At 63.1% G+C, this 26562-nt stretch carries 21 protein-coding genes and 3 pseudogenes; 7 read left to right on the forward strand and 17 right to left on the reverse strand.

Features of this window, described 5'->3' with window-relative positions; all coding sequences use genetic code 11:
- Positions 1-7: 7 nt before the first annotated feature.
- From ACFXS9_RS06640 to ACFXS9_RS06655, 4 genes and pseudogenes are all read right to left on the reverse strand, one after another.
- A pseudogene (locus tag ACFXS9_RS06640) lies at positions 8-1193 on the reverse strand (acyl-CoA dehydrogenase family protein).
- Positions 1187-1984, reverse strand: a complete 798-nt coding sequence (locus ACFXS9_RS06645) for an ABC transporter ATP-binding protein (protein ID WP_392686400.1) — start codon at positions 1982-1984, stop codon at positions 1187-1189. Before ACFXS9_RS06645 ends, ACFXS9_RS06640 begins: the two are co-directional and overlap by 7 nt.
- A complete protein-coding gene (locus ACFXS9_RS06650; protein ID WP_392686403.1) occupies positions 1978-2991 on the reverse strand; it encodes an ABC transporter permease in 1014 nt (337 codons plus the stop codon). The genes ACFXS9_RS06645 and ACFXS9_RS06650 overlap by 7 nt, the downstream gene beginning before the upstream one ends.
- A complete protein-coding gene (locus ACFXS9_RS06655) occupies positions 2969-4069 on the reverse strand; it encodes an ABC transporter substrate-binding protein (RefSeq protein WP_392686406.1) in 1101 nt (366 codons plus the stop codon). Before ACFXS9_RS06655 ends, ACFXS9_RS06650 begins: the two co-directional genes overlap by 23 nt.
- A gap of 298 nt (positions 4070-4367) precedes the next feature.
- Here ACFXS9_RS06655 and ACFXS9_RS06660 point away from each other — a divergent pair.
- A pseudogene (locus ACFXS9_RS06660) lies at positions 4368-5135 on the forward strand (SDR family oxidoreductase).
- A gap of 209 nt (positions 5136-5344) precedes the next feature.
- Here ACFXS9_RS06660 and ACFXS9_RS06665 read toward each other — a convergent pair.
- Entirely contained in the window at positions 5345-5644 is a 300-nt protein-coding gene (locus tag ACFXS9_RS06665) for an HU family DNA-binding protein (protein ID WP_057843247.1), read from the reverse strand.
- Positions 5645-6072: 428 nt separating this feature from the next.
- On the opposite strand from ACFXS9_RS06665, the gene ACFXS9_RS06670 reads away from it, so the two are divergent.
- From ACFXS9_RS06670 to ACFXS9_RS06685, 4 genes and pseudogenes are all read left to right on the forward strand, one after another.
- Positions 6073-7689, forward strand: coding sequence for an ABC transporter substrate-binding protein (locus ACFXS9_RS06670; RefSeq protein WP_392686409.1), 1617 nt, complete (start codon positions 6073-6075; stop codon positions 7687-7689).
- A gap of 24 nt (positions 7690-7713) precedes the next feature.
- Positions 7714-8691: an ABC transporter permease gene (locus ACFXS9_RS06675; protein WP_392686412.1), complete on the forward strand. Its 978-nt coding sequence runs from the start codon at positions 7714-7716 to the stop codon at positions 8689-8691.
- A 4-nt stretch (positions 8692-8695) separates the two neighbouring features.
- Positions 8696-9526, forward strand: a complete 831-nt coding sequence (locus tag ACFXS9_RS06680) for an ABC transporter permease (RefSeq protein WP_392686415.1) — start codon at positions 8696-8698, stop codon at positions 9524-9526.
- Positions 9523-11153: pseudogene (locus ACFXS9_RS06685) on the forward strand (ABC transporter ATP-binding protein). The gene ACFXS9_RS06680 and the pseudogene ACFXS9_RS06685 overlap by 4 nt, the downstream one beginning before the upstream one ends.
- Positions 11154-11209: 56 nt before the next feature.
- On the opposite strand, the gene ACFXS9_RS06690 reads toward ACFXS9_RS06685, so the two are convergent.
- Positions 11210-12514: an NAD(P)/FAD-dependent oxidoreductase gene (locus tag ACFXS9_RS06690; RefSeq protein WP_392687314.1), complete on the reverse strand. Its 1305-nt coding sequence runs from the start codon at positions 12512-12514 to the stop codon at positions 11210-11212.
- Between the two features lie 73 nt (positions 12515-12587).
- Between ACFXS9_RS06690 and ACFXS9_RS06695 the strand changes: the two genes are divergently transcribed.
- Complete coding sequence (locus ACFXS9_RS06695; RefSeq protein WP_392686418.1) at positions 12588-13442, forward strand: VOC family protein; 855 nt, start codon at positions 12588-12590, stop codon at positions 13440-13442.
- Positions 13443-13500: 58 nt separating this feature from the next.
- Here ACFXS9_RS06695 and ACFXS9_RS06700 read toward each other — a convergent pair whose 3' ends face one another.
- The 11 genes from ACFXS9_RS06700 to ACFXS9_RS06750 form a co-directional block, all read right to left on the reverse strand.
- Positions 13501-15159 carry a regulator gene (locus tag ACFXS9_RS06700; protein ID WP_392686421.1) on the reverse strand — a complete coding sequence of 553 codons (1659 nt, stop codon included), beginning with the start codon at positions 15157-15159 and terminating at the stop codon, positions 13501-13503.
- Positions 15156-15866: a cysteine hydrolase family protein gene (locus ACFXS9_RS06705; protein WP_392686423.1), complete on the reverse strand. Its 711-nt coding sequence runs from the start codon at positions 15864-15866 to the stop codon at positions 15156-15158. Before ACFXS9_RS06705 ends, ACFXS9_RS06700 begins: the two co-directional genes overlap by 4 nt.
- A 249-nt stretch (positions 15867-16115) precedes the next feature.
- Entirely contained in the window at positions 16116-17510 is a 1395-nt protein-coding gene (locus ACFXS9_RS06710; RefSeq protein WP_392686426.1) for a hypothetical protein, read from the reverse strand.
- A gap of 198 nt (positions 17511-17708) precedes the next feature.
- A complete protein-coding gene (locus ACFXS9_RS06715) occupies positions 17709-18932 on the reverse strand; it encodes an allantoate amidohydrolase (RefSeq protein ID WP_392686428.1) in 1224 nt (407 codons plus the stop codon).
- A 4-nt stretch (positions 18933-18936) separates the two neighbouring features.
- Positions 18937-19875 carry an allantoinase PuuE gene (gene puuE, locus ACFXS9_RS06720; RefSeq protein ID WP_392686431.1) on the reverse strand — a complete coding sequence of 313 codons (939 nt, stop codon included), beginning with the start codon at positions 19873-19875 and terminating at the stop codon, positions 18937-18939.
- Between the two features lie 2 nt (positions 19876-19877).
- Positions 19878-20291, reverse strand: coding sequence for a DUF3830 family protein (locus tag ACFXS9_RS06725; protein ID WP_027536371.1), 414 nt, complete (start codon positions 20289-20291; stop codon positions 19878-19880).
- 132 nt (positions 20292-20423) lie between these two features.
- Positions 20424-21566, reverse strand: a complete 1143-nt coding sequence (locus tag ACFXS9_RS06730) for a mechanosensitive ion channel family protein (protein WP_392686435.1) — start codon at positions 21564-21566, stop codon at positions 20424-20426.
- Between the two features lie 161 nt (positions 21567-21727).
- Positions 21728-22519 carry a shikimate dehydrogenase family protein gene (locus ACFXS9_RS06735; RefSeq protein WP_392686438.1) on the reverse strand — a complete coding sequence of 264 codons (792 nt, stop codon included), beginning with the start codon at positions 22517-22519 and terminating at the stop codon, positions 21728-21730.
- Between the two features lie 3 nt (positions 22520-22522).
- Positions 22523-23350 carry a carbohydrate ABC transporter permease gene (locus ACFXS9_RS06740; RefSeq protein WP_392686440.1) on the reverse strand — a complete coding sequence of 276 codons (828 nt, stop codon included), beginning with the start codon at positions 23348-23350 and terminating at the stop codon, positions 22523-22525.
- Positions 23351-23358: 8 nt separating this feature from the next.
- The gene (locus tag ACFXS9_RS06745) at positions 23359-24258 is read right to left on the reverse strand and encodes a carbohydrate ABC transporter permease (RefSeq protein WP_392686443.1); all 900 of its coding nucleotides are present in this window, start codon (positions 24256-24258) and stop codon (positions 23359-23361) included.
- A complete protein-coding gene (locus ACFXS9_RS06750; protein WP_392686446.1) occupies positions 24255-25619 on the reverse strand; it encodes an ABC transporter substrate-binding protein in 1365 nt (454 codons plus the stop codon). Before ACFXS9_RS06750 ends, ACFXS9_RS06745 begins: the two co-directional genes overlap by 4 nt.
- A gap of 155 nt (positions 25620-25774) precedes the next feature.
- On the opposite strand from ACFXS9_RS06750, the gene ACFXS9_RS06755 reads away from it, so the two are divergent.
- Positions 25775-26533: a FadR/GntR family transcriptional regulator gene (locus ACFXS9_RS06755; RefSeq protein WP_392686449.1), complete on the forward strand. Its 759-nt coding sequence runs from the start codon at positions 25775-25777 to the stop codon at positions 26531-26533.
- Positions 26534-26562: the final 29 nt, after the last annotated feature.

Below are 26562 nucleotides of genomic sequence, written 5' to 3' on the forward strand. Positions count from 1 at the left end.
AGACGGTTCAGAGGCCAAGCGCGAGACGGCCGGCGGAAATCCTGACAGTGTCATCCTGCGGGGTATGCACGCGGCCGCAGAGCACGTCGCGATAATGCCGCTGAAGCGAATTGGTTCGCGACAGACCATGATTGCCCGACAGCGACAGCGCATCCTCAACGACCGCGACGGCGTTGTTGGTCACCGTCAGCTTGATGACGTTGGACTCGATGGCCGTGAGCGGCCGGTTGTTATCGAAATCATCGGCGAAGCTGCCGATCAGGCGCGCGTTCACCGATAGCCGCGCCTCGATGCCGCCAAGGACTTCCTGCGCCCGCGGCAAGGTCGCCAGAGGCGCGCCGAGATTGGCCGGTGCGCGATCCCTGGAGAAAGCCGACCAGCCAGTCGCGGGCCGCATGCGCGATGCCGTTGTAGATGGCGGCTATGAAAATCGCATGCACCGTCGGCTGGGTAACATCGGGCGCTCGCCACTCGTCCGGCCGGCGAACGTCGATCTCGTGGTCGAGCGGGAAGACGACGTCTTCGAAGATGACGTCATGGCTGCCGCTGGCGCGAAGCCCGAGATGATCCCAGGTCTCAATGATCCGCGTGCCCGGAAGGCCCGCCGGCACGAGAAACTGTCCGACGCGCGTTTCGGCCTCATCGGTTCGGGCCCAGACCGCATACCATTTCAGGGCCGGTGCGCCGGTCGAGTAGATCTTGTGGCCGCTCAGCCGCCAGCCGGTTTCGGTTCGGCGGGCGATCGTCGCAGGCAGCCCTCCCCGCGCCGGCGATCCGAGTTCCGGCTCGACCCGAAGCGCGTTGATCAGGGCGACGCCCTCGACCGTCTCCCGGGCAAGCTTGCGGGACAGGCGGACGGGCCAGCGCGAACTGCGCGCCATCACGAGATGCTGGATGTAATGCATCGACAGCACGAGCGCGGTCGACGGGTCGGCCTTGCCGACGATGCCGAGAATGCGAGCCGCCTCTGCGGCGCCCGCGCCCGCACCGCCAAGCGCTGAAGGCACCGTCAGCGCCAGCAGGCCAGCCTTCGACAGATCCGCAAAATTCTGGAACGGAAAGCTGGCGTCGCGGTCGTGGGCCGGCGCCCGCTCCGCAAACGGCGTGGCGAGAAGTAAAGCGCGCACCACATGGGCCGGCTCATTCTGCCGTTGCGGCTCCCTCGCAGCGCTATGGCTGGAGGCCGTCACCATGTGGCGTCCAGTCCGAGCAGGCCGAGAATTTGTCTGCGAAGATCTGCCAGATAAGGATCGCCGCGATGGCGCGGATAAGGTCGGTCCACCAGGATATCAGCCTTGATGCGGGCCGGCCGGTCGCTGAGCACAATGACGCGGTTGGAGAGAAACAAAGCCTCCTCGACGTCATGAGTGACGAGCAGCGCGGTCAGGCCCTTGCGCTGCCAGAGCGAGACAAGCTCGGCCTGCATGGTGATGCGCGTCAGCGAGTCCAGCTTGCCGAGCGGCTCGTCGAGGATGAGGATCTTGGGATCGTTGACCAGGGCGCGCGCCAGCGCCACGCGCTGCGCCATGCCGCCCGATAGCTGATGCGGATAGGCATTGCGGAACGCCGACAGGCCGACGAGATCGAGCGCCGCATCGACCCGTTGCCGCTGGCTCGTCAGAATGCCCTGCGCCTCCAGGCCGAGCGCGACATTGTCCCAGACCGAACGCCACGGGAACAAAGTCGGATCCTGAAACACCACCACGCGCGAAGGATGCGGTCCCTTGATGCTGATATCGTCTTCCCGCAGGACGCCGGATTTCGGCTTCTCCAGCCCTGCCACCAGCCGCAACAGGGTGGACTTGCCGCAGCCGGAAGGTCCGAGCAGCGCGACGAATTCGCCGGGCTCGATAATCAGATTGACATCTTCGAGGACCGGCAGTGTCACGCCGTCGATGTCAAAGGCATGGCTGACATGTTCGACATCGAGCGAAGCGCCGGCCGCGGGTTCGGCGATCGCCTCTGCAACAGCCTGGGCTACCATTTGACGACCCCCTTCTGCCAGACCAGCAAGCGGTCGCGCGTCCTGAATAGCAGCGTGATGGCGCCGGAGCACAACAGCGACATCACGATTAGCGCCGCATACATGTTGGCGTAAGCCGCCCAGCCCTGCGCCCATTGCAGGTACCAGCCGAGCCCAGCCTTGACGCCGATCATCTCCGCCACCACGAGCACGGCGAACGAAGAGCCGAGCCCCATGAACAGCCCGACGAACACATGCGGCAGCGCGGCCGGTATCGCGACCTTGAGCACCAGGAAGGACGGCTTGGCGCCGAGCGTTCGCGCGACGTCGTAATAGGCGTTGCTCACGCTCGCGACGCCGGACCAGGTCAGCACGGTGACGGGAAAGCCGGTCGCCAGCGCGATCAGAAACGTGCTGGCGCTCCAGCTCGACGGAAAGGTGAAAAAGGCGATCGGAAGCCACGCGGTGGCCGGCAGCGGCCCGATAAAACGCAGCACCGGGTGCACCCAGTATCCGACGCTTTGCGACCACCCGATCGAAACGCCGGTCACGAATCCGATCGTAGCTCCGATGACATAGCCGCCGAGCTGCAGCTTTACCGACGCAAAGACGCTGTCGAGCAGCTTTGGCAGATCGTCGGTATAGACTTCGAGAATGGCCTGCGGCGGCGGGAAGAACGGCAACGGCAGCCAGGCAAATTTGGCGATCGCGAGTTCCCACACTGTCAGGAACAGGCCGAGCGCGACAAGCCATGGCGTGCGGCGGCGGAGCGCAGGGCCCGCGGCCCCAAGGAAATCGGCGCTCAGCGTGCCGAACAGTGCGAACGTTGCGACCACGAAGGCGGCAATCCCAAGCGCATAGGTCCGCGACCAGTCGCCGACATCGGGCCACCACAGGCAGGACAGGCCAAACGATGTCCAGGCAATGGCAGCAGCAACGCCGGTGCCGGAAGTTTTCAGCCAATCACCGATCAATCCTGCGCGCGAGCCCTCGACGGCGATCCCGTCAGACACTGAATAGGTCGACATAGATCTTCTCCGCGAATTTTGCCGTATCGGTGCTTGGCTTGAAGACGGAAACGGTCTTCAGGTCGTCGGCGTAGCCCTTCAGTTCGCGCTTGAGCACGTCGCCGACGGGATGATGATGGTGGGTGTGATAGCGCGCCATCGCCTCGAGATCGGCCAGCGTCGCGGTCTTCGGCGCATAGGGCTGGAACGACTTTGCGGCCTTCTCCGGATTTTGCGAGGTGAACATTGCAGCATCGAGCAGCGCGCGCGTCACGGCGCGGGCGACATTGGGTTCCTCACGTATCAGGCTGCCGCGAATGCCGAGGATGCAGCAGCTCTTGTCGCGGTACTCGCCATCCAGATTGGAGGCGACCTCCCTGTACTGGCTATCCTTCAGCCAGAGATAGGCGAGCGGGTCCGCCGCCAGGAATGCCTGAACCTCGCCCTTCTCGACGGCGAGATTGAGCAGGTTGCCCGGGTAAGGCCGCCAGTCGACGTCCTTGTTAGGATCGATGCCGAGCTTGGCGAGCTGGATCGAAAAGAAGTTCTTGTCCGGACCGGCGAGATCGCCGACCGCGACGATCTTGCCCTTGAGATCGCTGAGCTTGTCCACGCCCGAATTGGTGCGCGTCAGAACGCGCATGCAGCCGCCATGCGTTCCCGCGGCAATCTTGACGTCAAAGCCCTGCTCCAGCGGCTTGAGCCAGCGCAAGGCCATGCCCAGCCCCGCGTCGCTCTTGCCGGTGGCGATCGCCTCCAGGAGCTGGTCGGTCGAGCCGCTGTAATTGACGAGTTCGATATCGAGATTCTGCTTCTGGAAAAAACCGTAGTCGATCGCGACCGGCACGGGCGCGAGGCAGACCGCGCCCGCGTTCCAAGAAATCTTCAGCTTGCGCGGCGCCCCTGTCAGCGGCGGTGCATCGGACGCCGTTCTGCAGATCGGAAATTCCGAGAAGTCGATGGCCGGCGTTGCGGTGCGAAACGGAAATGCCTGCGCGCCGATCACGCCGAGCGGCGCCGCCAGCGCTGCAGCGGCGCCGGAACGCAATAGCGTGCGCCGATCCAGCACTGCTCTGCCGTGCTGCCCGTCCTCTGACATTGTCCTTCTCCTTTGCAAGCACGCGACCACGCTCGCGGCAAACGCGGGAAGCGCGCTGCCGCCTGGGCACCGTGAATTGATGAAATTGATTCAGTCCCGACGAGAATTCGCGGCTCTCGTTCCGCTGAAGTTGACGCTGCGATGATGCGCGGCAACAATGGGCTCGTCAATAAAATGGAATTTTGAATGTTGAAACGGACGGAGAGTTTATCTCCCTGTTCCCTCCTTCCGACGGTCGAACGATTTTCGCGCGACCCAATTCGGCTCAACGCATAGGCAGAACAACATGCAAGTCACGATGAAGGACAGAGTTGCGGTGGTCACTGGCGGCAGCAAGGGAATCGGGCTCGCGGTCGCGCGGCGATTTGCGGGCGCTGGCGCCAAAGTCGCGATCCTCGCGCGCGGCGCGCAGGATTTGAAGACCGCGCGTGAACAGCTCGGCAAGGAGGGCCTTGATATCAGCGACTATGTCTGCGACGTCTCGAAAGCATCGGACATCGCAAGCGCCCATGAGAGGATTGTCGCCGACCTCGGCCCGGTCGACATCCTCATCAACAATGCTGGCACCGCGCGGACAATGGCGTTCGAGAACATCTCCGACGAGGCCTGACAGGAAGATCTCGACCTCAAACTATTCGCCGCGATCCGCTTCAGCCGGCTGGTCTGGCCGGGCATGAAGGCGCGCAAATGGGGTCGCATCATCAACGTGCTCAACACCTACGCCAAGGCGCCCGCGGCCTCCTCGGCGCCGACCTCGGTCTCACGGGCGGCCGGCATGGCGCTGACCAAGGTGATGGCGAGCGAAGGCGGCGAGCACAACATCCTGGTGAATGCCATGCTGGTCGGCCTGATCATGAGCGATCAATGGGTCAAGCGCCACGCCGCGCAGGCACCCGAAATGGATTTCGAGGTATTTGTCAAGAATCTCGCCAAGGGCACGCCTTTGGGGCGCATCGGCACAGCGGAGGAATTCGCCAATTTGGCCTGCTTCCTCGCTTCCGATCAGGGCTCGTTCATCACCGGCACCGCCATCAATGTCGATGGCGGGCGGTCGCCGGTGGTGTAAGGCAATATTGCTTTTGCTAATCCGCCTCTCGTGTCCCGGACGCGGTGCAGCGTGCAACGCTGCTCCGCAGAGCCGGGACCTACGGTCGGCATGGGCCCCGGATCAGCAGCGCACCACGCCGAAAGGGCGGCGCGCTGCGCAGCATCCGGGGCACGCAGCCCCACGAAACAAAAAAGGCCCCCGTCGCCAGGGGCCTTTTCGCTTTTTTCTTAAACCGCGTCCTTGGCGGCCTTGACCGGGCGGGCCCGGACGATCTTGCGGGCCGGCTTGGCCTTGAACATCATTTCCTCGCCCGTGAAGGGGTTGGTGCCCTTCCGAGCCTTAGTCGCCGGCTTCTTCACCACGACGAACTTCGCGAAGCCGGGAACGAGGAACACCCCGTTCTTCTTCAGCTCCTTGTGGCCGACGTCAACGAGCGTGTCCATCACGCTCTTGACCTCTTTCTTCGAAACTTCGGTGGTGGTCGCGATCTTCTCGATGAGCTGCGACTTAGACATTTGGGTGGCCATGGTTGCTCCATTGATTCTGGCACAGGCGACGATATGGCGGAAAACGCCTAAAAAACAGGGTTTCCGACATTCTGCACAACTATCTCGCTAGTCGAGTTGCAGTGATTCGTCCAATTTTTCCGGGGTTTTTAGCATCGGAAGCCGTCCGGGGCCTATTTTTATGGGGAATCAGCGCACCCCGAGGCCCCCTTTTCGGACAATCTGAGACTGCCCTCGGGCCTTTGTCTCTATCGGGACGAGCCTTGATTTGCCTTCTGACAGGGCAAAATGCGCAAGGCTGATCAGCCAGTAAGCACGTTGTTTTCTGGAAGGATTTTCCGCCCTGCGCGTTGATTTGAAAATGACTCGCGTTGGCCTTCCATCGTAACATCGCCCTTAAGGCGGACGCGTGAACGGTCTGCCATCAATATCGTGTTCGGAGACTTCGCATGGATTTGACGCGCCTTGAGATCAATCGCCGCACCGCGCTGCTGACGTCGGCGGCCATCGCGGCCAACGTGATCAATCCGATGCGGGCCTTCGCGCAGAACACGCCGCGCAAGGGCGGCGTGTTCAACGTTCACTACGGCGCCGAGCAGCGCCAGCTCAATCCGAGCATCCAGGCTTCCACCGGCGTCTACATCATCGGCGGCAAGATCCAGGAAAACCTCGTCGATCTCGACGCCAACGGCCAGCCGGACGGCGTGCTCGCCGAAAGCTGGGAAGCGAGCCCCGATGGCAAGACGGTGACGTTCAAGCTGCGCAAGGGCATCACCTGGCACGACGGCAAGCCGTTCACCTCGGCCGACGTCGAATTCACGGCGATGAACATGTGGAAGAAGATCCTCAATTACGGATCGACGCTGCAGCTCTTCCTCACCGCGGTCGAAACGCCTGATGCCGAGACCGCGATCTTCAAATACGAGCGGCCGATGCCGCTGAACCTGCTGCTCCGCGCCCTGCCCGACCTCGGCTACGTCTCGGCCAAGCATCTCTATGAGAGCGGCGATATCCGCCAGAACCCGACCAATCTCGCGCCGGTCGGCACCGGGCCGTTCAAGTTCGTCAAATATGAGCGCGGGCAATATGTCATCGCCGACCGCAACGAGAATTACTGGCGTCCGAACGCTCCCTATCTCGACCGCATCGTCTGGCGCGTGATCACCGATCGCTCCGCGGCCGCCGCGCAGATGGAAGCCGGCGAGTTGCACTACTCGCCGTTCTCGGGACTAACGCTCTCGGACTTGGCCCGGCTTTCCAAGGACAAGCGCTTTATCGTCTCGACCAAGGGCAATGAAGGCAACGCGCGGACCAATACGCTCGAGTTCAACTTTCGCCGCAAGGAATTGTCCGACATCCGCGTCCGCCGTGCGATTGCGCATGCGATCAACGTGCCGTTCTTCATCGAGAACTTTCTCGGCGATTTCGCCAAGCTCGGCACCGGGCCGATCCCCTCGACCTCGACCGATTTCTATCCGGGCCCGAACACGCCGCAATACGCTTACGACAAGGCCAAGGCCGCCGCGCTACTGAATGAGGCCGGCTTCAAGCCGGGCACCGGCGGCACGCGCTTCACGCTAAAGCTGTTGCCCGCGCCGTGGGGCGAGGACATCTCGCTGTGGTCGACCTTCATCCAGCAGTCGCTGGGCGAGATCGGCATTCCCGTCGAGATCGTGCGTAACGACGGCGGCGGCTTCCTCAAGCAGGTCTATGACGAGCACGCCTTCGATCTCGCCACCGGCTGGCACCAATACCGCAACGATCCCGCGGTCTCGACCACGGTCTGGTACCGCTCCGGCCAGCCGAAGGGCGCGCCCTGGACCAACCAGTGGGGCTGGCAAGACGAGAACGTCGACAAGACCATTGATGATGCCGCGACCGAAATCGATCCGGCCAAACGCAAGGCGCTCTACGCCCAGTTCGTCAAGGAAGTGAACACGGAGCTGCCGGTCTGGATGCCGATCGAGCAAATTTTCGTCACCACGATTACGGCGAAGGCACGCAACCACTCCAACACCCCGCGCTGGGGATCGACGAGTTGGCACGATCTTTGGCTTTCGGCTTGAGCCGATATCCGCCAAGATAGGTCTATGCGCATTCTGAGCCTTGCGGGGCGGCGGCTTGCCGCCTCGATCCCGACCCTGATCCTGATCCTGATCGGCGTGTTCCTGCTGCTGCAGTTCGCACCGGGCGACACCGTCGACGCCATGATGGCGCAGATGGGCGGCGGCGATGCCGCTACCGCCAAGGAACTGCGCAAATTCTATGGGCTCGACCTCTCGATCCCGGCCCAGCTCGGCAACTACCTCTGGCGGCTGGTGCGGCTCGATCTCGGCTTCTCCTCGATCTACGGCAAGCCGGTGGCCTCGGTCATCCTGGAACGGCTGCCGCCGACGATCCTTTTGATGACCGCGTCGCTGTCGTTTGCGTTCTTCTTCGGGCTCCTGTTCGGCGTGATCGCCGCACGCGGGGTCAACCGCTGGCCGGATACGCTGATCTCGACGCTCGGCCTGATCTTCTATGCCACGCCCTCGTTCTGGTTCGGCCTGATGGCGATTGTTGTGTTCTCGGTCTATCTGCAATGGCTGCCGCCCGGCGGTTTCGAGGATATCGGAACGGTCCGGACCGGCATCTGGCGAGCCCTGGATATCGCAAGCCACCTGGTGCTGCCGACGCTCACCCTCGGGCTGATCTTTCTCGCCATTTACCTTCGCATCATGCGCGCCTCGATGCTGGAAGTGCTGAACCTCGACTATGTCCGCACCGCGCGCGCAAAGGGCCTCGACGAGACGCGCGTGGTGACGCGGCACGTGCTGCGCAATGCGCTGTTGCCGATGGTGACGCTGATTGGATTGCAGGCCGGCACCATGCTGGGCGGATCGGTGGTGGTCGAAAGCGTGTTCTCGCTGCCGGGGCTCGGGCGGCTTGCCTACGAGTCGGTGGTGCAGCGCGACCTCAATACCTTGCTTGGCATCGTCTTCGTCTCCGCGCTGCTCGTCATCACCGTGAACTTCATCGTCGACCTCATCTATGCGCGGCTCGATCCGCGCATCACGGCAGAGGGCTGACGCCATGGATGCGGTCAAGCGCTACTTCCGAAGTCCCGCCGCGGTCGCTGGCCTGATCCTGCTCCTGATCGTGATCGCAATGGCGATCTCTGCCGGCTGGTTCTACCCGCGCGATCCGCTGGCGCTCGCTGGCCGGCCGCTGGTCTGGCCGTTCTCCAATCCGCGCTTCCTGCTCGGCACCGACAATTCAGGACGCGACATCGCCGCGCAGATATTCTACGGCGCGCGGATATCGCTTTTGATCGGGGGTGTCGCAACGGCAATCGCGATCCTGATCGGCATCCTGGTCGGCGCGTTTGCCGGTTACTACGGCGGCTGGGTCGACAATGTCTTGATGCGGATCACCGAAGCGTTCCAGACGCTGCCGAATTTCGTGCTGCTCTTGGTGCTGGTCGCCGTGTTCGGCTCGACCTTGACGACGGTCACCATCGCCGTTGGCGTGGTGTCGTGGCCGGCGCCGGCGCGGCTGACCCGCGCCGAGTTCCTGTCGCTGCGCAACCGCGAATTCGTCCAGGCCGGGCGGACACTCGGCATGAAGAGTATCCAGCTCATTTTCGGCGAGATCCTGCCCAATGCGCTGCCGCCCGTCATTGTCTACGCCAGCGTGGTGATGGCGGTCGCCATCCTGCTCGAAAGCGCGCTCGCTTTCCTGCGGCTGTCGGACCCGAACGTGGCGTCCTGGGGAAATTTGATCGGCCTCGGCCGCGATGTGCTCCGCGTGCAGTGGTACGTCTCGGCAATCCCCGGCATCGCCATCCTCGTTACCGTGCTCGCGGTGTCGCTGGTCGGCCAGGGCCTCAATGATGCGCTCAATCCGAGGCTGAAAGGCCGATGAGCGCGAAAGATGCCATCCTCTCGCTCGATCGCTTGAGCGTCCGCCTGCCCGGCGGCGCGGATAGAGCGCATGCGCTATCGGGCGTGTCGCTGGAAATCGCTTCCAACGAGATCCTCTGCGTGGTCGGCGAATCCGGCTCCGGCAAGTCGATGATGGCGAATGCGATCATGCGGCTGTTGCCCAATGAGGTGACGATCGACGGCGGCCAGGTGATGTTCGAGGGTCGTGATCTCTGCAAAGCGTCGATCGCGGAGATGCGCGAGGTCCGCGGCGCCGGCATTGCGATGATCTTCCAGGAGCCGATGACGGCGCTCAATCCGCTGCGCACCATTGGCGACCAGATCGCCGAGATGTTCTCGATCCATACCGAATTGTCGAAGGCGGAGATCGGCGCGAAAGTGCTGGCGCTGCTCGCCGACGTCCGCATTCCCGATCCGAAGCTGGCGGCAAAGGCCTATCCGCATGAGCTATCCGGCGGGCAGCGCCAGCGGGCCATGATCGCGATGGCGCTGGCGCTCGATCCGAAACTCCTGATTGCCGACGAGCCGACGACGGCGCTCGACGTCACGACGCAAGCGCAGATATTGAAACTGATCCGCGACCTGCAGCAGCGCCGCAGAACGGCGGTCATGTTCATCACCCATGATTTCGGCGTGGTCGCCGAGATCGCCGACCGCGTCGTGGTGATGCAGCACGGCGTCATCGTCGAACACGGTACGGCTTCCGACGTACTGCACCATCCACAGCACGCCTATACCAAGCAGCTCATCGCCGCGGTGCCACCACTGAACGCGCCTCCCCGCGGGCGCTTGCCTCTGACAACATCCTGACGATCACCGATGTCTCGAAGACCTATCGCACCGGCGGTTTTCTCGGGCGCGGCGCGCGGGTGACGGCGGCCGTGAAGAATGTCTCGCTCAACCTGCCGCGCGGGGCGACGCTCGGCATTGTCGGCGAATCCGGATCGGGCAAATCGACGCTGGCGCGCTGCATCGTGCGGCTGATTGATCCCGATAACGGATCGATCGTGCTCGACGGCAGCGACTGGGCAAAAATGCCGCGTGAAGAGGTCCGCCGCGAGACGCGGCATATCCAGATGGTGTTTCAGGACCCGTTCGCCTCGCTCAATCCGCGCCGCAAGGCGGCCGAGCTGGTGGCGCTGGGGCCAATCGTGCACGGCACGCCGCGCGCCAAGGCGATTGCGGATGCGAAAGAACTGTTTGCGCTGGTCGGGCTGGATCCTTCTGCCGGCGACCGCTATCCGCACGAATTCTCCGGCGGCCAGCGCCAGCGCATCGGTCTTGCGCGGGCGCTGGCGCTGAAGCCGGACGTGCTGGTGGCGGACGAGCCGGTCTCGGCGCTCGATGTTTCCGTGCAGGCGCAGGTGTTAAAGCTGCTCGCCGAATTGCGGACGCGGCTCGGGCTTTCGATCGTCTTCATCACGCATGATCTGCGCGTGGCGGCGCAAATCTGCGACCTCGTCGCGGTGATGAAGGATGGTGAGGTGGTGGAGCACGGACGCGCGGCGGAGGTGTTCGGCAATCCGCAGCATCCGTATACGCAGGCGTTGCTCGATTCCATCCCGGGCGGGGAATTCGCGAGGGAGCACGCGACGGAGGCGGTGTAGCTCCCTCTCCCCGTGAAGAACGGGGAGAGGGAGAAGTGGCAGCTCGCCCGTGGGAATCACGCCATCTCCCTGGCATCTCGCCGGCGGTAGACCAACAGCATCAGCGGCGCCAGCTTTCGCAAAATGCCGTGGGCGACGATCGGCACTGGCTCGGTGAACGGCAGCGCCAGTTCGTTCTCCGGCACGCCGCGGACGGCCTTTGCCAGTTCGTTGCCGAGAGGCATCGTCAGCGCCACCGCGCGGCCATTGCAACCGGTCCAGCCGAACGCATTGGGCCCGAGCTTGTGGATGCGCGGCAAAAAGTCCGTGGTCATGCCGACATAACCGTTCCAGACATAATCGAACGAGACCTCGCCGATCTGCGGCCACAGCCGCTGCAGGCGTTCGGTGACGCGCGCCTTGATCCGCTCCACCTTGTTGCCGGGGCCGATCACCGCGCCGCCGGTGACCAGGCGGTTTCGCGCGTCGTAGCGTGCGAAATAGAGTTCGCCATGGGTATCCGACATCGCCTGCCGGCCGGGAATGATGGTCTTGCGGACGTTGTCCGACAACGGCTGCGTCGCCATTTGCCACGACAGCACCGGCATCACCTCGCGCGCAATCTCTGGCGCCAGCGATTTGGAGAATTCGCCGCTATAGGCATTGCTCGCCACGACCAGCGCACGGCCGGAAATCTCGCCCTTCGCGGTTTTGACGACCCAGCGGTCGCCCCGGCGCTCAAAACTTTCCGCCGGCGAGCGCGCGTAAATGCGCGTGCCGAGGCCGAGCGCGGTGCGCGCGAGGCCACGGGCCAGTGCCAGCGGATTGATGTGGCCGCCGGTTTTATTCCAGAAACCGCCGAACCATGCATCGGAGCCGAGCATTTCGCGCGTCTGCTCGCGCGACAGCAATTCGACTGGCGCGCCGAACTTCGACCACTGCCGCACCCGCCGTTCCGCGATCTTGATGCGGCCGGGCGAATGCACGGGCTGAACCCAGCCGGCCTGTTCCCCCTCGGCGTCGATCCTGTAGCACCTTGTCACGTCGAACAGATAAGAAGCGCTGTCGCGCAACATGCCGACGAAACGTTCGCCGGCCGCGCCGTGCTTTGCAACGATGTCCTCCGGATCGGGCCGCGACAGCGTCGGGATCACCTGACCATTGTTGCGGCCCGATGCACCCCAGCCCGGCTCCGCGGCTTCGACAATCGCGACATCGACGCCCGCTTCGCGCAGATGCAACGCGGTGGAAAGTCCGGTGAAGCCTCCGCCGATCACGATCACATCGGCCTGCTGCGAGCCGATCAGTTCCGGTAACTCAGGCCCCGATGGCGTCACGGCCGCCCACAATGAATCGGGCCAGCGGACGTTGCTCGTGTTCATCATGATCCTTTCTTGCAGGCAACTGATCGTTCTGATTAGCTTAGACCGCTAACGAGCCTCAGGGAACAAAAGAGTGGCACTCAAAAACATCATCGGAATCGATCACGCGGTGGTCATGGTGAAAGATCTCGACAAAGCCGCCGAAAACTACAAGCGGCTCGGCTTCACCGTATCGCCGCGCGGCACCCACAGCGCACATATGGGATCGGGCAATTACACCATCATGTTCGACCCCGACTATATGGAATTGCTCGGCGTGCTGACGCCGACGGAACATAATGCTCCGGCGCGGACATATCTGGAAAAGAATGGCGAAGGCATCGAGCGCATCGCGTTCACGGCGGTGGATTCCGCCGAAGGCGCGGAAGAAATTCGCGCGCGCGGCTATCCGCCGATTGGACCGACCGATTTCGAACGTCCGGTGACGATGCCGGATGGCACGATATCGGCGGCCAAGTTTCGCACCTTCCAATGGCCGACGGCGGAAGCGCCGGGCGGCGTGCGCATGTTTGCCTGCCAGCACAAGACGCGCGAGACGGTTTGGATTCCCGAATTGATGAAGCACGCCAATGGCGCAAAGCGCCTGAAGCAGGTGCTGATCGTCACCCCGGAGCCGGCGGATGACGCCGCGCAACTCGCGAGCATGATCGATCGTGAGGCAATGGTCGAACCGGACGGCGTCATTGCAGTCCCCTCAGGCGGCGACCGCGCCGACTTCATATTCCTGACAAAGACCCAGCTCGGCACACGCTACCCTGACGTCCCGCTGGCGGGGCTGCCCGAGCGCGGCGGCGCGGGGCTTGTGATCGCGGCCGATCTCGCGGCGGCGGAAAAGGCGCTCGGCCCTGTCGGCGTGAAGAGCGCCGATGGCGTGGTGGTGCCGCCGGCCGAAGGCAACGGCACGATGCTGGTGTTCGTGAGGGGGTAAGTCGGAGTGCTCGTGTCCCGGACGCGCTGCGCTGCGTCCGGGGGAACGCGACGGCCGGTTACTCCGCGGGCGCTGCCGCAGGTAGCTCCGGATGCGCGCTGTAATCCACGCTCGGACTCGTCTTCGCCAGCGCAAACAGTCCCGCCGCCATCACGGCATAGGCCAGCGCCACGCCCGGCGTGACACCGAGACCGCCGCCGATGCCGACGGATTCGCCATGCATGAAACCGAAATACGTCATGGCCGCGCCGGCGAGCGCAAAGGCTGACGCCTTCATGAAGTCGCGTTCGATCACGAACACGCCAATTGCGCCCAGCACGAGGCCGGCGAGGATCGAGCCGCCGCCCATCACTTCCAGCCCGTGATAGAGCACGCCTTGCTGCGGTAGCGATGCAATGGCTGCCGATTTGACCGCGCCGACTTTGTCGGCCGCGAGACCGCCGACGGTTTGCGCCGCAGCCATGCTCGCACCGAGCATGGTGTCGACCTGCAGCTTCGCCCACGCCGCGAGATGCGGTGTCAGCGCCAGCACGATGGCGGGAGCGTGCTTGAGCGGCGTGGTCTGGAACGCCTGCGCGCCGATCAGCATGCCGATATAGAGCAGGATCGGCGAGATCGCGACCACGGGCACGAGCGCCAGCAGCACCGAGATGATGCCGAACCACGACAGCAGCACCACCATGACGCCGGTCGCGGCCGAATAACCGATCCGCCCGCCCATCGCTTTCCAGCCGGGATGGCCGATATAAACCGCGTTGATGAAGGGATTACCCATCAGGCAGCCGATCAGGCTGACGACACCATCAGCCGTCAGCACGCGCGTGGTCGGATATTCGTCGCCGGCGGCTTCCGCGCTTTCGACATTGTCCATGGCCTCGACGAGGTCGTAGATGCCGAACGGGATCGCAGTCACCAGGATGATGCCGAGGAATTCGAAGCCGGAGAACACGTGGCCGAAGGCCGGCAGCGGCACCGAGAAGCCAAAATTCGCAAAGGCATCGCCAACGACCTTCAGGCTCAGCCCACCGATCCCGAGGCCGAACAGGTTCGAGCCCCACGCGATCAGCATGCCGGCGGCAATGGCGACAAGGCCCGCCGGAATCCCCTTCGGATATTTCACGCCACCGAACCAGCTCACCAGGATGATGGCGAAGCAGACGAGACCGATCTGCGGCGTCATGTACATTTCCAGCGCCGGGCGCATCGAGATGAAGGTGACGGAGACGCCGGCTAGCGTGCCGAGCAGCGCCGCGCGTGGGGTGATTTTCCGGATGTAGGGCGCGATGAAACCGCCGATCATCAGAATAAAACTCTGGAAGAACACCCAGACCAGGCCGGCCGACCAACCCTTCACGGGATCGCCGGTCTTGAGCGTGATCGGCAGCATGATCACGAAGGTGACGATGAACATGTGCGGCACGCTGACGCCGGACGGCAGCGCGCAGACGTCGTTGCGGCCGGTCTTCTGCGCCAGTTTGTAGGCGAGATACGCGTAATAGAACGTCGAGAGGCACATCATCAGGCCGAGCGCCGGCAGAATGCGGCCGAACACGATACTGTCCGGCATCTTCAGCACGAAGCGCAACAGCCCGGTCAGCACCAGCATGTTGACGAGGATGTTGGTGCCGAAGCCGAACAGCGCGTTCCAGTCGCCCGGCGTCCACAGCGCCGGCTTGAAAGTGGATGTACCTGATGTCCCCGTTGCGCTCGTGCTCATCGCAATCCCCCTGCTACTGCCGTTGTTGGAATCTCCGGTGAAAGTGCGTCCAGCACCGCGGCTGAATCCGAGACCCAGCCGAAGATGCCGCCCTGCGCCTTGATCATTTTCAGGCCTATCTCGTGAAATTCGGGAAAATAGGAGGCGCAGCCATCTGCCAGCACCACGCAGCGATAGCCGCGGTCGTTGGCTTCGCGCACCGTGGTGTTGACGCAGACCTCAGTGGTGACGCCGCATACCAAAAGGTTCTCGATGCCGTAGCGCTGCAAGACGTCACCGAGCTCGGTGGCGTAGAAGGCACCCTTGCCCGGCTTGTCGATCACGATCTCGCTGTCGAGCGGATAGAGCTCGGGAATGATGTCGTGGCCGGGTTCGCCGCGAACGAGAATGCGGCCCATCGGGCCGGGATCACCGATGCGCAGGGACGGCGCGCCGCGCTCGACCTTGGCCGGCGGCGCGTCGGAAAGGTCGGGCAGATGGCCCTCGCGGGTGTGAATGACCAGCATGCCGGCCGCGCGCGCCGCTTCCAGCACGGCGGCGATCGGCTTCACCGCGCGCGCGAGCTGGCTGACGTCGTTGCCGAGCGTCTCGCCGAAGCCGCCGGGCTCCATGAAATCGCGCTGCATGTCGATGATGAGAAGCGCGGTCGCCGCCCAATCAAGCTCGATCGGCTTCGGCTCCGCTGCGAGCTTTGCTGAGTTCGCCATGACGTACGCGCCCCGAACGAGAGAACCCCTCCGGAGAAATCAAGCAAGGCGCGTGCCATTGTGTACAATGGCGGCCGGCGGCCGACGGCGGCAAAATTGATCGTTGTTTCAATTTGTTGATTGTCGATGCTGAGGCGGTGCGCTTTCCGTCCAACGCATTCTGGACGGGCATCTGCTCATTATCTAAGCAAACCGCAATTGCGCGTGCTGAACGACAACTTGTCTGTCCTGGCGCCGGGCATCGCCTCGCTATGCAGAGGCCGCCTCAAGAGATTGCGAATTCCAGCTCAGCAGCGGGGCCCCGTATGCCCTCCTCCAGACCGTCAGGAAACGGGGAAACCAGGAGTGCGCGACGGCGCCCTGATAGGCCCATGTGCGATACTTGAGGCCGTTTTCCGACAGCAGTTCCTGATATCCGCCGTGCGTCTCGGTCGCGGTACGGATGTCTCTCAAAATATCGCGGGCGCAGGACCGGTACTTGTCAGTGCCGGAAAATTCATCGTACTCCAGCATGCGATCGGCGAACTCGACGTTAAACGTCGGCCAGCAGGATCGCCCCTGGTAGGCCGGAGCCGCAATCTTGTGGATCATCTTGTTCTGCGGATTATCCGTGGACACCAGGAAGTGTGATGTGTCCGGGATTCGAAACCGTGGCTCGCCTAGGATCAGATCCGTCGTGACGGCGAATAGTGCGCGTTCGCTCGCCTCGCTCAGGTCCCAAAATCCCTGGTGCACATTGACGAAGTCCAGGGCAACGGAAGACGCTCCCGGTTCGCTCCTGGAATCCAGGAAATGCCTGATATAGCCATGCTTGCCGAACAACTCGAGCAATTGCTTTTTATATTGTGAAAGCGCGCGTCCGAGCAGCCCTTCCAACTCGATCTGGTCGATCACCCCCAACCGTATTCCGAGCACAAAGGTCGCGTAGACGCATGCATTGGTGACGAACCGCCGGCGCTCGGCGCGGGTATCTGTCGCCGCGGAACGAGGTGCCGTTACGTCGCACAGCAAAGCTGTGAGGCCGTTGTCGTCGAACGGCTGCAACGAGCCGGCAAGTTGAAATATCGCCCTCTTCAGGTCGTCGCGATACGCAGCAAGCAACAAGCGGCCGGCATGCGCGCCTTGCGCCATCGCCAAATACGAAGATGCCCTTTGGTCCGCGCGCATGATCTGTTCCAGACCCGCGAGGATGCCCAACAACGTATCCGACGGCAGTGAGAAGTAATTGACGCCGATGTACCGATCGCGGCCTGCGGGAACAATGGTCGTCGTGACGACATTGGCGCGGACGGCCTCCAACATCAGCCGGACGCTCTTCTCGAGCAAACGAACCCTGCGGACGGCATCCTCGGAATCCATGATGGTCTCGGGATCGAGAACATCGGGATAGAACCAAGCAAAGTCCCGGGGATAATAGGCCGATGCGTGCGGCGCTCCTGTGACCAGAAAGTCCTCCGTCGGAAAAAAGGCACTGTCGACCGCGTGCCTGTACAGCTCTTCGATCCCGGCCGATGGGCGGTACCTTCTCAGGAAGCGATCACCGAGAAAATTGACGGCCTGAATACCGTTGGCGACACAGGAGGCAAACGGACCCTGGTAAAATCGGTACTGGCGATATGATGAAAATGGAATGTGGCGATGCATATGAGAAACAGAGTTCCGTGGTTTCGATTACCACGCCTTGGTACTTCAGACATCGTCGATTCGTCTTTCTGTCAAATGAATGATGATGTCACTGCATTGTCATAAAGCGGCATGGCAGCAGCGCTCAGGTCGGCTCTTGCAGGTGAGCAAATTTAATCCGGACGAACGCTGAACTTAGGACCTTGCATGCCGCCGCCTTTACTGCGGCCGGAAATTCTCGATCAGCCGCAGCAGCACGCGCGCGCCGGCATCGGCATCGGAGGTCTCGACATGCTCGGCCGGGTTATGGCTGATGCCACCGCGGCAGCGCACGAACAGCATGGCGACATCGACGATATCGATCATTGCCATGCCGTCATGCCCCGCCCCGCTCGGCAGTTCGAACACGCCATAGCCTTCGGCCGCAACCGCTTCCGCGACCTGCGCTTTCAGCCAGGGCGCGCAGGGCACGGTGCGGTTCTCATGGGTGACGTCGATCTGCAGCGACAGCTCACGGCGCGCCGCGATCGCTTCGATCTGTTGCACGATCTCGGCAGCGGCGCGCTTGCGGTGCGGATCGGTCGGCGCGCGGATGTCGAGTGTGAAGGAGACCTGCCCCGGAATGACGTTGGTCGCGCCCGGCGACGCGTTGATCACGCCGACGGTGCCGACCAGGCCGGCGCCATCGGCCTTGCAGAATTGCTCGACCGCGACGATGCATTCGGCGGCACCGGCCAGCGCATCGCGCCGCAGCGCCATCGGTACCGTGCCGGCATGACCGGCCATGCCGGAGAGATTTGCGGCGAGCCGCGTGGCGCCCGCGATCGCCGTCACTACGCCGACAGGGAGGTTCTGTTGTTCCAGCACCGGCCCCTGCTCGATATGCAGTTCGACATAGGCATGCAACTCGCGGCGGGTGCGCGCCGCAGCACCGATATGGTCGGGGTCGAGGCCGAATTGCACCATGGCCTCGCGCATGGTGAGGCCGTCACGGTCGCGCGCGTTGAGCACGCTTGCGTCGAAGGTTCCCGCGACCGCCCGGCTGCCGAGCAGCGTCGAGGCAAACCGCACGCCCTCCTCGTCGGCGAACCCGACGATCTCGATCGCGAACGGCAGCCGCACGCCGCGCCGGTTCAGATCGGCGACGCAGGCGATCGCGGTGATGACCCCGAGCGGTCCGTCCCATTTGCCGGCATCGCGCACGGTGTCGTAGTGCGAGCCCAGCATCAGGCTGGGCAATCCCGGGCGGTCGCCCTCGTAACGGCCGCAGACATTGCCGATGGCGTCGAGATGCGCTTCCATCCCGGCATCCCGCATCCAGGACAGAATGAGATCGGCTGCCGTGCGATGCTCTGGCGAGAGAAAGATCCGCGCCAGATGCTGCGGTGTCTCGGAAATCGTTCCGAGCTGATTGATACGGCTTACGATTTCATCGCCGAGCATTGCTTCATCCGATATCGAAAGCGCTATCGGCGAGATGCGACAGGTTGGCGTGCCAGTGCTGCGCGATCTGCAGCCGCGTCGGCACCCAGACGCGCTCGTGGTTTCCGATGTAGTCGAGAAACCGCATCAGCGCCGCCACGCGGCCGGGGCGGCCGACGACCCGGCAATGCAGGCCGACCGACATCATCTTCGGCGCGCTCTCACCTTCCGCATAAAGGACGTCAAAACTGTCCTTGAGGTAGGTGAAGAATTCATCGCCGCCGCCAAAGCCCTGCGCGTTGACAAAGCGCATGTCGTTGGCGTCGAGCGTATAGGGGATGACCAGATGCGGCTTTGAGCCCCGCGACTTGATCCAGTACGGCAGGTCGTCGGCATAGGAGTCGCTGAGATAAAGCAGGCCGCCGGCCTCCATCAGCAGCCTTAAGGTGTTGATCGAGGTGCGCCCGGTGTACCAGCCAAGCGGGCGCTGCCCCGTCGCCTCGGTGTGGACGCGGATCGCCGCCGCGATCTCGGTGCGCTCCTCGTTTTCCGACATGTCCTTGTGCTCGATCCATCTCAGGCTGTGGCTGGCGATGTCCCAGCCGACCTCCTTCATGGCAGCAACCACGTCGGGATTTCGCTGCAACGCCTTCGCGACGCCGAACACGGTGACCGGCAAATTGCGCTCGGCGAAGATCCGCCACAGCCGCCAGAAGCCGGCGCGCGAGCCATACTCGAACATCGACTCGATGTTGGCATGGCGCTGTCCGGGCCAGGGCTGCGCGCCCAGCACGTCGGACAAAAAGGCCTCCGAGGCGCGATCGCCGTCGAGAACATTGTTCTCGCCGCCTTCCTCGAAATTCACCACGAACTGCACCGCAACGCGCGCATTGCCCGGCCACTTCGGATCGGGCGCGTTGCGCCCGTAGCCGCGGAAGTCACGCGGGTAGGCCGGCGCCGCCATGATCAGACTTCCTCGAAGCGGATCTTCTGCGCGCCCTTCCACAGCACGGTCTTGCCGAACGCGGTCAGGTTCTCCAGCCCCGAAGTCAGGGTGATGAAGTGGTTGCCGGCGAGCTGGCCCATCTTGCTCGCAAAGTGCACGCCGCCATAGGCCAGCAGGATTTCGGTCTCGCTGATGCCGCCGGGATAAAGAATGATCTGGCCGGGCGCGGGATAGCTGGTGTGGTTCTCGTAGGAGACGCCGAAATCGAGATCGCCGAGCGGCATCCAGACACCCTCGCCGCTCCAGCGGACGTGGATCGCCTGGCTCTCGAACGGCATCGCCTTGCGAAAGGCGGCGACCGTCTTCGGCGCCAGTTGCTCCTCGAAGCGGGCCTGGAAGGTGAATTCGCCGGCACGGACAATCAGTTGGCTCATCGATCTCTTCTTCTAGATATAGGTGAGGAAGTGGTTCAGCCGTATCCATTACAGCCCGAACAAGCGGACGCAAGGCCCCATTCGGCAGTTTCGGCGAGGACATCGGGCCCGGAATTCGTTCCTGTGCAGGAGCTAGCCGTGGGCCCTTGCCGCCATCGGACTGGACCGCTTATCGCCGTGCTCGAAAGTGTCGCTGAAGTCGGCGAGCCGGGGCGATATCATGGCACGTTCGCGCGGGAAGGCTTCCGGCATCTCCTCGCGAATGAAGGTGAGCAGCTTTTCCCTGATCTCGCAGCGGAGATCCCAGGATTGCGGCGCCGAGCTGGCGCTGACCAGCGCCCGAAGCTCGATCGCCCGCGGGCTGGCCTCGATCACCTGGAGATTGACGACGGCGCCATCCCACAGTTTGGACTCGCGTACGGCCTGTTCGAGCCGCTGCCTGATCCGCGAGACATCGGTGCAATAATCGACATGAAGGGTGATGGTCCCGATCAGCGACTGGGTGTCGCGGGTCCAGTTCTGGAAGGGGCGCTCGATGAAGTAGGACAGCGGCACGACCATCCTGCGCCAGTCCCACAGCCGGACCACGACATAGGTCGAGGCGATGTCCTCGATCCACCCCCATTCGTTCTCGATGATGACGGCGTCCTCGATCCGGATCGGTTGCGTGATCGCGATCTGAACGCCGGCGATGAGGTTGCTGAGCAAAGGCCTTGCGGCAAGGCCGACGATCAGGCCGGCCGCGCCGGCGGAGGCGAACAGACTGACGCCGTACTGCTTGACGGACTCGAAGGTCATCAGGGCAGTGGAAACGGCAATGATGACAATCAAGATATGGATCACGCGCTTGAAGACGCGCACCTGGGTGACCTGCTTGCGGGCGAGAAAATTCTCGTCAGTATCGAGGCGGAAGCGCTGAAGATAGCGCGCGGCCCCCATGTCCACGGCGCGAACCGTGATCCATCCGATCAGCGCGATCACGGCAACGATGAAGAAGTGCCTGAGCTGTTCACGCAGCACGTCGTTCAAGGGCGCCAGCGGCAGCACCAGCGCCTCGGCGACGAGACAAAGCGCCAGCCGCGCCGGGCCGGAGACCCTTTGCAGAAGCAGCGTCACGGCCGGCCAGCGCATCCGCAGCGCGCGCTTGATGATTCTTGCGGCAATACCGTACACGAACAGCGCCACGGCAATGGCGCCGACGACGAGGCCAAGCCCAACCAGCCATTGTGGCACCCAATCAAACGCCTGTTCGACCTTTGACAGAAGATCTTCCATGCCGGATTCCCCACTGCGCAGCGTCTTCGGTCGCTAACGCACTGATCCGTGCATTGGTCCCGCATGCGGCGCAGCGCAGCAATTCATCTGCGCATCGCGGAGATCGATGGGCGAAACGGGGAACTTTGGCGTGATGGCACGCGGTTGCAGGGCTCGATCGCTCAGGATTCGCCGCGCCAGAATGCGGTCTGCAGGGGCAACTGGTGTTTGATCATCGCGACGCCATCAACCACCTTCAGGCCGCGCGCGGCGCAAGCTTGCATGAACTCGGTCCGGCGGGCGGCAATGATATCGAATACGGCGCAATCATCCGGCAGCCTCGCGGGATTCATCGGCAGGGCGTCCGTCTCGCGAAGCCCAAGCGAGGTGGCGTTGACCAAGAGGCCAGCGTCATCGAATCTTTCGTCGAGGCAGATCTCAAGATCGGCGAAGCGGCTGCGCAGTTTTTGGGCGAGGATTTCGACCGGCCCTGGCGTTTCGTTTAGGATTTGCAGCCGCCTCACGCCTGCGGCAGCCAGCGCGTGACAGATCGCGCGGCCGGCTCCGCCCGCCCCGATCACGACGCAGCGGCGGTCGGGATCGAATATCCCCTCCTCGCGCGCCGCATTCAGGAAACCGCCGCCATCGAAGGATTCGCCGACCAGTCGTCCACCGGACTCGATCCGGATCGTGTTGACGACGCCTTCGAACTCTGCGGCCGGCCCGACCGCATCGCATAGCTCGAACGCCGCCGGCTTGTGCGGCATCGTGAGATTGAAGCCGGCGACGCTCGGCGATTTCACGAGCGTGCGGATCGTCTCAGAGAGATGTTCCGGGGTGATGTCGAGCGGCACCATGTGCCAGTCCAGCCCATTGCCTTGAAAGTAAGGCGTGTAGTGGCGGGGCGCGCCGACATGGCCGGCCGGATGGGCAAAGATGAATACAAATCGTGAAGCACCGGTCGGAAGCCGCATCGCTCACCCTTTCACGGCGCCCGCCGTCAGCCCGCTCACCAGATAGCGGCGCACGGCGAGCGAGAAAATCAGGACCGGCGTCATCACCAGCGAGCCGCCCGCGGCGATCTTGCCCCACTCCCATCCCTCGTAGTTCATGAAGTTGACCACGGCGACCGGCGCGGTGCGCGCATTGGTCCGCGTCAGGATCAGCGCAAAGAAGAAGTCGTTCCAGGCGTAGAGGAAGCACAGGATCGCGGTGGCGGCTATGCCGGGCGCTACCATCGGCAGCACGATCTGGAGGAAGACGACCCGTGTCGACGCGCCGTCGACCAGCGCCGCCTCTTCCAGCGACGACGGCACGGTTTCAAAAAACGGCTGCATCATCCAGATCACCAGCGGCAGGTTGAAACTGGTGTAGACCAGCACCAGCCCGGTGACGGTGTCGAGCAGCCCGATCCAGCGATAGAACAGAAAGAACGGAATCGTGAATGCGATCGGCGGCGCCATTCGCGTTACCAGGATGGCAAAGCTCAGCGCGTGCTTTCCCCGCCCCGCCCATCGCGACAACGCGTAGGCCGCGGGCACCCCGAGAATGAGCGCCAGCGCCGTGGAGAATGACGCACTCATCAGGCTGTTGACAAAGGAGGCCGCGAACGCGCCTTGCCAGAGCGACGCATAATTTTGCAGCGTCGGCGTGAAGATCAAGGGCGGCGGAAACTGCAGGATCAGGTCGTTGGACTTGAAGCTCATCTGCAAGAGCCAGAGGAACGGCGACAGCAGCACGATCAGCGTCACGCCGATCGCAACCAGCCGGCGCGGGCTGGCCGAACGGCGGACCGGGCCACTCATGCCCCCACTCATGCCATGGCCTCGCGGCGGCGGCCCATCCACACCACACCGAGGCTGACCGCGACGACGAGCAGCAGCATCACGATCGTGACCGAACTGGAATAGCCGATTTCGTTGAAGTCGAATGCGAGCAGATAGGCATAATAGTTGGTCACCTCGGTGACGCTGCCCGGCCCGCCGCCGGTCAGGAGGAACACCAGCGGAAATGCCTTGACGCTATCGATCAGGCGAAACATGCCCGAGATGACCAGGATCGGCGTGATGAAGGGCAGCGTGATGTAGAAGAAGATCTGCAGCCGGTTGGCGCCGTCGACCAGGGCGGCTTCGGAAAATTCCTCCGGAATGGTCTGCAGCGCGGCCAATACCATCAGGAAGGTGAAGGGCATCCATTCCCAGGTGTCGGCGATGATGATAGCGGTCAGCGCAAAATCGACGCTCGAAGTCAGCGACGGCATGGCCACGTTGAGCAGGCTTGCGGCGTAATAGAGCGGGCTGATGTCGGGCGTGTAAATCAGCTTCCAGATGATCGCCACGACGATCGGCGGCAGCACCATCGGAATCAGGAACAGGGTGCGGGCGAATTCCACGACGCGCGACTGCGTGTGCAGCAATAGCGCCAGCAGCATGCCGAGCAGGACCTGCAACAGCACGCCCCAGAACGACAGCTTGGCCTGCACCCATAGCGAATTGACGAAGCGCGGATCGCCGGGGAGCAGGCGATAGTTCCGCAAGGGCGAAGAGAAATCGGTCGACGATCCCGGATTGACCAGTTGGAACGGCGTCAGGCTGGTCACGACAAGATAGATCGCAGGCAAGCCTGCGATCACGAACAACACGATCAGGCTCGGCGCCAGCGCGATGCGATTGAAGCGCCGGCGCTCGGCGTCGACCAGTCCTTCTCCGCTCAAAGTGCGGTCCCGGCGCGGCGGAGATTGGCGACCGCCTGCTCCTGCGCTGCGTTCATCGCAGCCTGGGCTGCGAGCTGCCCGGTCGCCACCTGCTCGAACGCCTTGTTGAGGACATCGCCAACGATCGGGAACTCCTTCACCGTGCGATAGGCCATGTAGTTCTCGCCCTTGGCCGGCAGCCCCAGCACTTCGAGATAGAGCGCGCCGAGGTCCTGGCCGTTGACCGTGTTCAGCCTGCGGTATTCCTCACTCTCGATCACGGATCTGCGGCATACCGAAGAATGGCCGTGCTCCTTGACCAGCCGCATCGAGATTTCGGGGCTGAGCGCCCATTTGACGAATTCCCACGCCGCTTTCTTGTTCTTGGCGTTCTTGGGAATGCCGAGGCCCTGGCTGTTGGCGGCCGGGTAGTCGTGCACAGGCCCGGCGGGCATCCTGACGACGCGGGAGGTGTCTTTCACCTTGCTGTCGTTCGAGAGCAGGATCGGCGTAATCCAGGCGCTGGAATGAATGAAGATGTTGGAGCGGCCCGTCATGTGGGATTGCCGCGCCTGATCCTCGGTGTAGGTGAGCACGCCCTTCGGCGCGTAGTTCTTCAGAAGGTTCGCGTAATATTCAACGGCCTTGATCGCCTCCGGCGAGTTCAGCGTCGGCATGATGTCGGCAGGCGGCTTGCGGAAGATGTTGCCGCCAAAGCCCTGGATGTATGGCGGCAGGCACCAGTGATGGAGTTGGAAGCTGACGATGCCGTTGACGTTCTCGGCGCCGTTGATCTCGGCGCAGACCTGCTGCAATTCGGCAAAGGTTCTGGGAATCTTGAGGCCTTTTTTCTCCATCAGGTCCATGCGCGACAGGCCCATCACCATGGCCCCGCCTTCCCAGGAATAGCCGTAGGTGGCGCCCTTGACGTCGCGATACGGCACCTGCGCGCCCTCGACGAAATCCTTCGGATTCCATTCCGCCGGCGTCAGGTTGGGATCGCCGGTGAACTCGTCGAGATTGGCGAGTAGCCCTGCCGCCACCCAGCGCGCGGCAAGGATGAAGGTGACATTGACGAAATCGAACGCCGAGCCACCTGATGACAATTCGAGATTGGCCTGCTGGTTGTAGACTGGGAACGCCGAAAGTTGCAGATCAACCTTCATGCCGGTCTGCGCTTCGAACTCCGGAATGTAGTTCTGCAGCAGCGTGAAAAAGCGGTGCTGAAAGGACGCGCCGCGCAGCGTGACGCCGGCAAACGGTTTTGTTTGTGCAATGGCTGGCAGCGGAAATGCGACCGCGCCGAGGGTAGCGGCGCCGGCCTGAAGCAGCGCTCGGCGGCTGAAGCCCGCGGATTTATGGCTCGAATTCTTCTTGGTCATGGCACCCTCCCTGACGGTCTTTTTGGACAATATGACCGACATAAAATGTGCTGTCAAAAGGAGGGTTCTCTCGCGTACACTATTTTTACGGTATGAATTGACATCGCATCGCAATAAAGCAGACAATATTATTTCAAGGCTTGAGGATCCACGATTTGCCCAGGGACGTCGAACTCCGTCAGTCCAACACCCACGTCGCGCGGGAAATCGCCAAGCTCATCGTCTCCGGCACGTGGCAGGAGGGAAGCACGCTGCCGCGCGAGATCGAGCTCGCGTCGCAATTTTGCGTCAGCCGCACCTCGATCCGGGAATCGCTGTCCATCCTCAAGGCAAAGGGCTTGATTGCGGCGCGGCAGAAGGCCGGCACCCATGTCCGCGAGCGGATCAACTGGAACATGCTGGATGCAGAGCTTCTGGAATGGACATGGGCGCTGCGTCCGACGGAGGAGTTCGCCCGCCAGCTCACTCAGGTGCGCCGGATCGTCGAACCTGAGGCTTGCGCGATCTGCGCCGAACGCGGCTCGGACGCCGACCTCGCCCGGATCGAACGGGCCTATCGCGAGATGGACGCCGCCGGAATGGACAGCCGCGCCTATTCCGAGCCCGATCTGCGCTTCCATCGCGGCATCCTGACGGCGACCGGCAACGACTTTCTGGTCGCCTTCGGCGCCACCGTCGAGGCGGCGCTACGGATGTCGTTCGATCTGTCGACGCTGAACCCGGGCGCGCCGCGCAAGAGCCTGCCCTATCACCGCGCCATCCTCGACGAGATCTGGGCGCGCAATCCCGACGGCGCGCGGCGCGCTATGCATCGCCTGATGGACCTGACCGAGCGCAACATTACCTCGGCGCTGTCACGCCGGCATGGCGAAGCGATGGCGGCAGCGGATGCCAGCCGTGAACACGACGCGTGACGGAACGATCCTAAACCCTTGCTTTCCCT

It is taken from the genome of Bradyrhizobium sp. RDI18 (assembly GCF_043203335.1).
Taxonomy (GTDB): domain Bacteria; phylum Pseudomonadota; class Alphaproteobacteria; order Rhizobiales; family Xanthobacteraceae; genus Bradyrhizobium; species Bradyrhizobium retamae.